The sequence below is a fragment of the Acidimicrobiia bacterium genome, from assembly GCA_016650365.1.
In the GTDB taxonomy this organism is placed as follows: Bacteria; Actinomycetota; Acidimicrobiia; order Spongiisociales; family JAENVV01; genus JAENVV01.
Genome location: JAENVV010000019.1, coordinates 1 through 7,588 on the forward strand (window position 1 = coordinate 1; position 7,588 = coordinate 7,588).

Annotated in this window: 6 protein-coding genes and 1 pseudogene; 5 read left to right on the plus strand and 2 right to left on the minus strand. The window is 59.6% G+C overall.

Annotation, left to right across the window (positions count from 1 at the left end):
- Both zwf and JJE47_01145 read right to left on the minus strand, forming a co-directional pair.
- On the minus strand, positions 1–1,170 hold a 1,170-nt coding region (zwf, locus tag JJE47_01140), incomplete at its 3' end, for a glucose-6-phosphate dehydrogenase (GenBank protein ID MBK5266016.1).
- Between the two features lie 46 nt (positions 1,171–1,216).
- On the minus strand, positions 1,217–2,302 hold the full coding sequence (locus JJE47_01145) for a hypothetical protein (GenBank protein ID MBK5266017.1): 1,086 nt from the start codon (positions 2,300–2,302) through the stop codon (positions 1,217–1,219).
- A gap of 283 nt (positions 2,303–2,585) precedes the next feature.
- On the opposite strand from JJE47_01145, the gene JJE47_01150 reads away from it, so the two are divergent.
- The 5 genes and pseudogenes from JJE47_01150 to JJE47_01170 all read left to right on the plus strand — a co-directional run.
- Positions 2,586–3,197 (plus strand): TetR/AcrR family transcriptional regulator, encoded by a 612-nt coding sequence (locus JJE47_01150; protein ID MBK5266018.1) that lies wholly within the window; start codon positions 2,586–2,588, stop codon positions 3,195–3,197.
- The gene (locus tag JJE47_01155; protein MBK5266019.1) at positions 3,197–4,930 is read left to right on the plus strand and encodes an ABC transporter ATP-binding protein; all 1,734 of its coding nucleotides are present in this window, start codon (positions 3,197–3,199) and stop codon (positions 4,928–4,930) included. Before JJE47_01150 ends, JJE47_01155 begins: the two co-directional genes overlap by 1 nt.
- 59 nt (positions 4,931–4,989) lie before the next feature.
- Entirely contained in the window at positions 4,990–6,918 is a 1,929-nt protein-coding gene (locus JJE47_01160) for an ABC transporter ATP-binding protein (GenBank protein MBK5266020.1), read from the plus strand.
- A 94-nt stretch (positions 6,919–7,012) separates the two neighbouring features.
- Positions 7,013–7,258: pseudogene (locus JJE47_01165) on the plus strand (response regulator).
- Between the two features lie 125 nt (positions 7,259–7,383).
- The coding region (locus JJE47_01170) for a cyclic nucleotide-binding domain-containing protein (protein ID MBK5266021.1) at positions 7,384–7,588 on the plus strand (205 nt) is incomplete at its 3' end.

A 7,588-nucleotide genomic window follows, 5' to 3' on the forward strand; every position in this document is an offset into this window, starting at 1 on the left:
CAGCAACTCGCCCATCTCCCCTACGAACTCGGGTCCCGGTTCCTTGGTGCGGAGGCCCAAAGCAAGCTGGCCGTCGGGGGTGACCCGGACACGCACGTAGTCGGATCCACCGCTTGGGACATGATCGCCAGGGAAGATCTTGGCCGGCGGCTTTCGCAACCGGATGCGGGCTTCGGTGGCACGCACCGGAAGATTCTTGCCTGCCCGGACGAACCAGGGTACGCCGCCCCAGCGCCAGTTGTCGATCTCGAAACGAAGAGCCGCAAACGTTTCGACGTCTGAGTCGGCGGCCACTCCTGCTTCTGATCGGTAGCCATCAAACTGGCCACGCACCAGGTCACCCGATGTCAGCGGATCGATAGCCCGGAGAACCTTGTCTGCCTCGGCACGAACCGATCCAGCCTCGATATCGACCGGAGGTTCCATCGCCAACAGGGTCACAATTTGGAGCACATGGTTCTGAACCACATCACGCAGCGCTCCGACGCCTTCATAGAACTTCCCGCGACCGGCAACGCCAAAGTCCTCTGCCATCGTGATCTGCACACTATCGATCATGTCGCGATTCCAAAAGGGCTCCAACATCGAGTTGGCAAAACGGGCATACATAATGCCAAGAACCGATTCCTTGCCGAGATAGTGATCGATCCGAAAGACCCGCTCTTCAGGAAACACCGTGTGGACTACCCGACTCAACTCTTGAGCCGAATCAAGGTCCCTCCCGAACGGCTTCTCCACGATCACCCGCCCATCGTCGGCCAACCCGGCTCGGCCCAAAGCGGTAATCACTGTCTGGAACAAGCCAGGCGGGATGGCAAGATAATGAGCCGGCCGGATCGCCTTCGAGGCGTCCAGCAGCTTGGCGACTTGCACAAACGTGGCGTCATCACCGTAATCCCCGTCGACGTAGGCCAGCCGGGCGGCCAATCGATCGAAGGCCGCCTCGTCCCGATCGTCATGCAATCCACCACCGAATTGCTCAACAGACTCTCTCGCACGTTGCACGAGGTCGTCGTGCGTCCACTGCGACGAAGCCACTCCGACAATGGGTATATCGAGCATCCCCCGACGTTCCATTCGAAATAGCGCAGGGAAGGTCATCTTTAGGCCAAGGTCGCCGGTGCATCCGAACCAAACCAGCGCGTCGGATTTTGCTTGTTTTCCTGTCATGGCTGCCTCACGATCATGGTGCGGTCGACTCCGGCCGCTCCCTCTATTACTTCAACGCGGTAGTTCTCGCCGGCCCATGAACCATCGACATAGTGAAACGTGAACACCACGTTCGATCCCACCGCCAGAGCTGCGGTATCGAGATCGGCAACATGGATCCCCAGCGTCGTGTCCTCCGTGGGCGTCTCTTTGGTCGTTGCCCATGCATCGGTGGTCCAGTCGACAACGAGGCAATGATGCCGCCAGGAAAAGACTGCGATTCGTGCACCCTGACCACCGTTGCCGACTCTGCGGCAAATTCATCGTGCAGATCAAGAAGCGATGACGACCACGCTTGCCATCCCTCCACGTATTGGTGCTCGGCGTAGTCGAACCCGGCGAGGAGCGAAGCCCGGGCTTCGTGAGCCGCCTCGGCCCAACCGGCCCCGAACCCGATGGCCATCGTGAACTCGGTGGCGGCCGATAGGTCGAGTTCGGCAGCCAACGCCACATTGCCATTCTTGGCCATGGTGTATTCCCACGTCAGGCGCCCATGATCGTGAACGTCCTGCCATCCGTCCGACACGCCAACAAACCCGACCGAACGAGATAGAAACGGAACATCACAGGCCAAGGCCAAGCTGACCCCGGAGCCTTCGGCGAACAACATGGGCATGCCTTTGTACTCACCCAGCCAGGCCGTGTTGCCGGCCCCTCGATTGACCAGATGGGGAGCCAGAAGCACGGTCAGGTGAAGCCCCGAGAGGAGACCATCAGGGGCGGCAAGCCTCACATGCTGGAGTAAGGCATCTCGCTGCGAGTCGGTGATGACCCGCCTTTCAATTACATGCCCGAGTGGCAATGTGCTCGACGTAACAAAGCCAGGAACCCGCGGGGCGATGTGCCGCGTCTCGGTTTCGGCGACCCGCTTCTCCTCCCAGACGCCACCGCCGTCCGTCGACAGGATCAGGCCAAAATCGCGGGTGCAGGCATGGTCAACCCGCGGGTAATAGATCTCGTTGACTATTCCATGGCTAAGAGAGAACCACACCCGACTCGTACCGGGTAGTGCGCAACCGACACCAGATTTGGCGCTTGATGTCCATGTTGCCGGAATACCGGGCCATCCGGGAGCGCTCGCTTGCGGTTCCACAGGTCCCAGTATCGCACCACGGGGACCTGACGGACCCGCCGGCCTGTGGACGGGTTATGGATTCGTTAGGAATTAGCTGAGGTTTTCGACCATGGAATCGGTGACACTCCAACCACCCGCTGCGGCGGCTCGACCCGCGCAACCAGCTTGAATCTGCGGATATATGAGGTCTCGACATCAAAGGCCTTGGTACTGAAACGTTCACCGGGCCAGGGTTCAGAGTGGTGGTTTTCCGGGAACATTGGTTTTGTGAGTGAGCGCTCACTCAGTTAGAGTGACCCCCATGAATACGAAACAACGACGCGCCAAGCCTCTGACGCCCGACGCCAGACGATGCGCCATCCTTGAGGCGGTTATCCCGCTGCTCGTCGAACGGGGCGCTTCGGTGACGACCGCCGACATGGCCCAAGCGGCCGACATCGCCGAGGGGACCATCTTCCGGGTATTCCCCGACAAGGCTTCTCTGATCTTCGAGGCGGTAAAGATCACAATGGATCCAGATTCGGTCCGTTCTGCCATCGAGAGCATCGACCCTGACCAGTCGCTCCAGGGACAACTCACCGCAGCCGGCACAATCCTCCTCGGACGATTTGAGCGCGTGAGCGCTCTCGCCGAAGTGTTACGGTCGATGCCCGACCCGTCGAATGGTCGACGCGCGGCTGCCCATGGATTCGTCACTCAAGCCAACACGGCAATCTCGGTTGCCGTCGCCGAATTGTTCGAGCGCCACACCGATCAACTACTCGTCACTCCCGCCAGAGCGGCCGCCGCTTTCCGCGGTCTCATTTTCGCCAGCGCCAACCCATGGATGGACCCCGGCGAAAGGCTCACGATCGACGAGGTTGTCTCCGTCCTTTCAAGCGGAATCCTCACTCCCGAAAGTTCGATGTCCTGATGCTTGTCAAGATCCTCAAAAGCCATCTTGCCGCGTACAAGCAGCCGATCACGATCATCGTGGCGTTTCAGCTCGTGGCTACGATTGCATCGCTCTCGTTGCCGAGCCTGAACGCCGACATCATCGACAACGGCGTCGTCAAGGGAGATACCAACTACATCCTCCGTATCGGCGCCGTGATGCTTGCCGTTTCTCTTCTTCAGGTGGCTTGTTCGATCACCGGCGTCTACTTCGGTTCCCGAACCGCCATGGCCTTCGGGCGAGATCTTCGAAGTTCGATCTTCCGGAAGGTGAGCGAGTTCTCCAGTCGGGAAGTCGCCGGGTTTGGCGCACCGTCGTTGATAACCCGCAACACGAACGACGTCCAACAGGTCCAGATGCTGGTGATGATGAGCTTCACACTCATGGTCCAAGCCCCAATCATGATGGTTGGGGGAATCATCATGGCGTTGCGCGAAGACGTCGGGTTGTCCTGGCTGGTGGCCGTGGCGGTTCCCTTATTGGCAGCGGCAGTCGGGGTGATCATCTCTCGCATGATCCCTGCGTATCGAAAGATGCAGAAACGTATCGACACCGTCAACCGGGTCTTGCGCGAACAGCTGACCGGCATCCGGGTGCTACGAGCCTTCGTCCGCGAACCGTTCGAAACTTCTCGTTTCGCGGAAGCGAACAGCGAGCTCACCGATGTATCCATCACCGTCGGTCGCTGGATGGCTGCCATGTTCCCGATCGTCATGGTGGTTCTCAACGCGGCAACCGTGGCAGTCCTGTGGTTCGGTGGCCAACGGATCGATGCCGGTGCCATGCAGATCGGATCTCTGACCGCCTACCTGACCTATCTCATACAGATCCTCATGTCGGTCATGATGGCGACCTTCACCTTCATCATGGTGCCTCGAGCCTCGGTGAGTGCCGACCGGATTGGCGAAGTACTCGAAACCGAATCTTCGGTGGTCCCTCCCGAACATGGGGTCACCGAAGTAGCCAAGCATGGCGAGCTTCAGCTGAGTGACATCAGTTTCCAGTACCCGGGAGCCACCCACCCGGTCCTGTGCGACGTCAGCTTCACAGCCAAGCCGGGCCAAACCACCGCGATAATCGGATCGACCGGTGCCGGCAAGAGCACCCTGATCAGTCTTCTTCCCCGGTTGTTTGATGCCACGGACGGGGTGGTCGCCATTGACGGCATCAATGTGCGTTCGCTTGATCCGGATTTCCTTTGGTCCAAAATCGGACTGGTTCCTCAGGCTCCTTATCTGTTCACAGGCACCATCGCCTCCAATCTTCGGTACGGAAAGCCCGACGCGACAGAAGACGAGATGTGGGCGGCCCTTGAAATCGCTCAAGCGAGAGACTTCGTCGAAGCGATGCCGGAGGGCCTCGAAGCCCCGATCGCCCAGGGGGGCACCAACGTATCGGGCGGACAACGCCAACGGTTGGCAATCGCCCGGGCACTCATCCGCCAACCCGAAATCTACATTTTTGACGACTCATTCTCGGCTCTTGACCTGGCGACGGACGCCAGACTTAGGCGAGCCCTGAAACCGGTCACGGCCGAGGCCACCGTCGTCATCGTGGCACAGCGAGTCTCGACCATCGCCGATGCCGACCAAATCATTGTCCTCGAGGACGGAAAGGTGGTCGGTCTCGGAACCCACACATCCCTGCTTGAGACGTGCCCGACGTACGTGGAAATCGTTGAATCGCAGTTGATGGCTGAGGCAAGCGCATGAGCAATCGAAGAATGCAAACGACCGAACGTATCAAGAGCGAAGGCGGCCCTGGCCGCGGCATGGGCGGCCAGATGATCGCCCAGAAAGCGAACAGTTTCAAAGAATCCGGCAAACGGCTGCTCAACCTCCTGGCACCACAACGATTCAAGGTCATCGCCGTATTTATCGCGGCCGTCTCCAGCGTGGCGCTGGCCGCATTCGGACCCCGCGTCCTCGGAAAGGCAACCGACCTCATCTTTGCAGGCGTCATCGGCCGCCAACTCCCGGCCAACCTCACGAAGGTCCAGGCCATCGAGGCCGCCCGCGCCCAGGGGCAAAACCAGATCGCCGACCTTCTCACTGGCGTTGATCTGATACCAGGTCAGGGGATCGATTTCACGGCCGTCGGGAGAATTCTGCTGATCGTGCTCGTCCTGTACGTGGGGTCATCGTTGCTCTCGTTCCTGCAGGGCTACCTTCTGAATGACGTCGTGCAGAAAACCGTGTATCAGCTGCGCTCCGACGTCGAGGACAAGCTGAACCGACTCCCGCTCCGCTACTTTGACCGCCAGCCCCGCGGTGAGCTTCTCAGCCGTGTCACGAACGACATCGACAACGTTTCTCAGAGCTTGCAGCAAACGATGAGCCAGCTGGTCACATCACTGCTGACGATCGGGTTCGTCGTGGCGATGATGCTCTGGATCTCCCCCACCCTGGCGCTAGTCGCCCTCATCACCATCCCAGTGACCATGCTCATCGCCGGCCTCGTCATGCGGAAATCCCAGAAACAATTCGTAACTCAATGGCGGCGGACCGGAACGCTGAACTCGCAGATCGAAGAAGCCTTCAGCGGACACGCCCTCGTCAAGGTGTTCGGGAGACAGCGCGAGGTGCAAGAAACATTCGAGGTCGAGAACGAGGAGCTGTACAAGGCCAGCTTCGGAGCCCAATTCCTGTCGGGCTTGATCATGCCGATCATGATGTTTGTCGGGAACCTCAACTACGTCATCATTGCGGTGCTGGGTGGCCTGCGGGTAGCTAGTGGCACGATGAGCCTTGGCGACGTGCAGGCGTTTATTCAGTATTCACGTCAGTTCACCCAGCCCGTGACACAAGCTGCCTCAATGGTCAATCTCCTGCAATCGGGGGTCGCATCGGCCGAGCGAGTGTTCGAGCTACTCGACGCCGATGAGGAAGAACTTGACGACCTCGAGCCGCGTCAGCTGAAAAATCCGCACGGACGGGTCGTGTTCGAAAACGTGTCATTCCGATACGAAGATGATCAACCTCTCATCGAAGATCTCTCCATGACCGTCGAGCCCGGCCAGACCGTGGCGATCGTCGGACCGACCGGCGCAGGCAAGACAACCCTGGTCAACCTGATCATGCGTTTCTATGAACTTGACGCCGGGCGAATCACCCTCGACGGGATCGACACCGCCACACTGTCCAGAGCCGACGTGCGATCACAGATCGGCATGGTTCTCCAAGACACCTGGCTGTTCAAAGGGACCATCCGGGACAACATCGCCTACGGTCGACCGGAAGCCACCGACGACGAGATTCTCGAAGCAGCCACCGCCACCTACGTCGACCGCTTCGTTCACAGCCTGCCCGATGGGTACGACACAGTCATCGACGACGAAGGGACCAACATCAGCGCGGGCGAGAAGCAGCTCATCACCATTGCAAGGGCGTTCCTTGCCCAGCCGGCGTTGTTGATCCTTGACGAAGCCACCAGTTCAGTCGACACCCGCACCGAGGTGCTGCTCCAGCACGCCATGACGGCCCTCCGGTCGGACCGGACCAGCTTCGTCATTGCCCACCGCCTGTCAACCATCCGTGATGCAGACCTCATCCTGGTGATGGAGGAAGGCCAGATCGTCGAACGTGGCAATCATGCCGAACTCATGGCCCTGGACGGCGACTATGCGAACCTCCACAATTCGGGTTTCAGTGAGGAAACGCCCAAACCCGGCGTTTCCCGGCCGGAACCGCTCCCCAGCTAGACACACAGGTTCTGGTCCTGGTCGTTAGTCTCCCGATCATGACACTGAAGGTCGTAATCGCCGAGGACAGTCTTCTCATGCGAGAGGGCATCCGATCCGTTCTGGCACTCGACGAAGACATCGTGTTTGCGCGGACTACGACGGCCTGATCGCCGCGGTCGATACGAACGAACCCGATGCGGTTATCACGGATATCCGAATGCCCCCCTCGCAGACCGACGAAGGTATCCGCGCTGCCAACCAGATTCGCGACACTCACCCAACCATTGGTGTGGTTGTTCTCAGCCAATACGTCGAACCCCGCTATGCCCTGAGTCTTTTTGAAACCGGGACGAGTGGCCGCGCCTACCTTCTGAAGGAACGGGTAGCCGACCCCGGCGAGTTGGCTTCAGGACTCCGAAAGGTCGTAGCGGGAGGATCCACCGTCGATCCCCGGGTCGTCGACGGCAGCTATCAACCCAGATCATGCGCGAAGGGAAGAAACCGAAGGTCCGCAAGCTCGCCCAAGGTGAAACGTTGGTCGACCAGGGTGATCCCGGAAGCGAACTGTTCCTATTGCTTGATGGGGTTCTCACCGTCGAAGTGGACGGTGAGGCCGTGGCAGAAGTGGGACCCGGATCGATTCTGGGAGAACGAGCCCTTATCGAGGACAGCCAACGCACGTCTACCC

Bases quoted from the DNA above. Each gene is read 5' to 3' on its own strand.
- JJE47_01150 (MBK5266018.1), top strand. From the start codon at position 2,586: ATGAATACGAAACAACGACGCGCCAAGCCTCTGACGCCCGACGCCAGA.
- JJE47_01155 (MBK5266019.1), top strand. From the start codon at position 3,197: ATGCTTGTCAAGATCCTCAAAAGCCATCTTGCCGCGTACAAGCAGCCG.
- JJE47_01160 (MBK5266020.1), top strand. From the start codon at position 4,990: ATGGGCGGCCAGATGATCGCCCAGAAAGCGAACAGTTTCAAAGAATCC.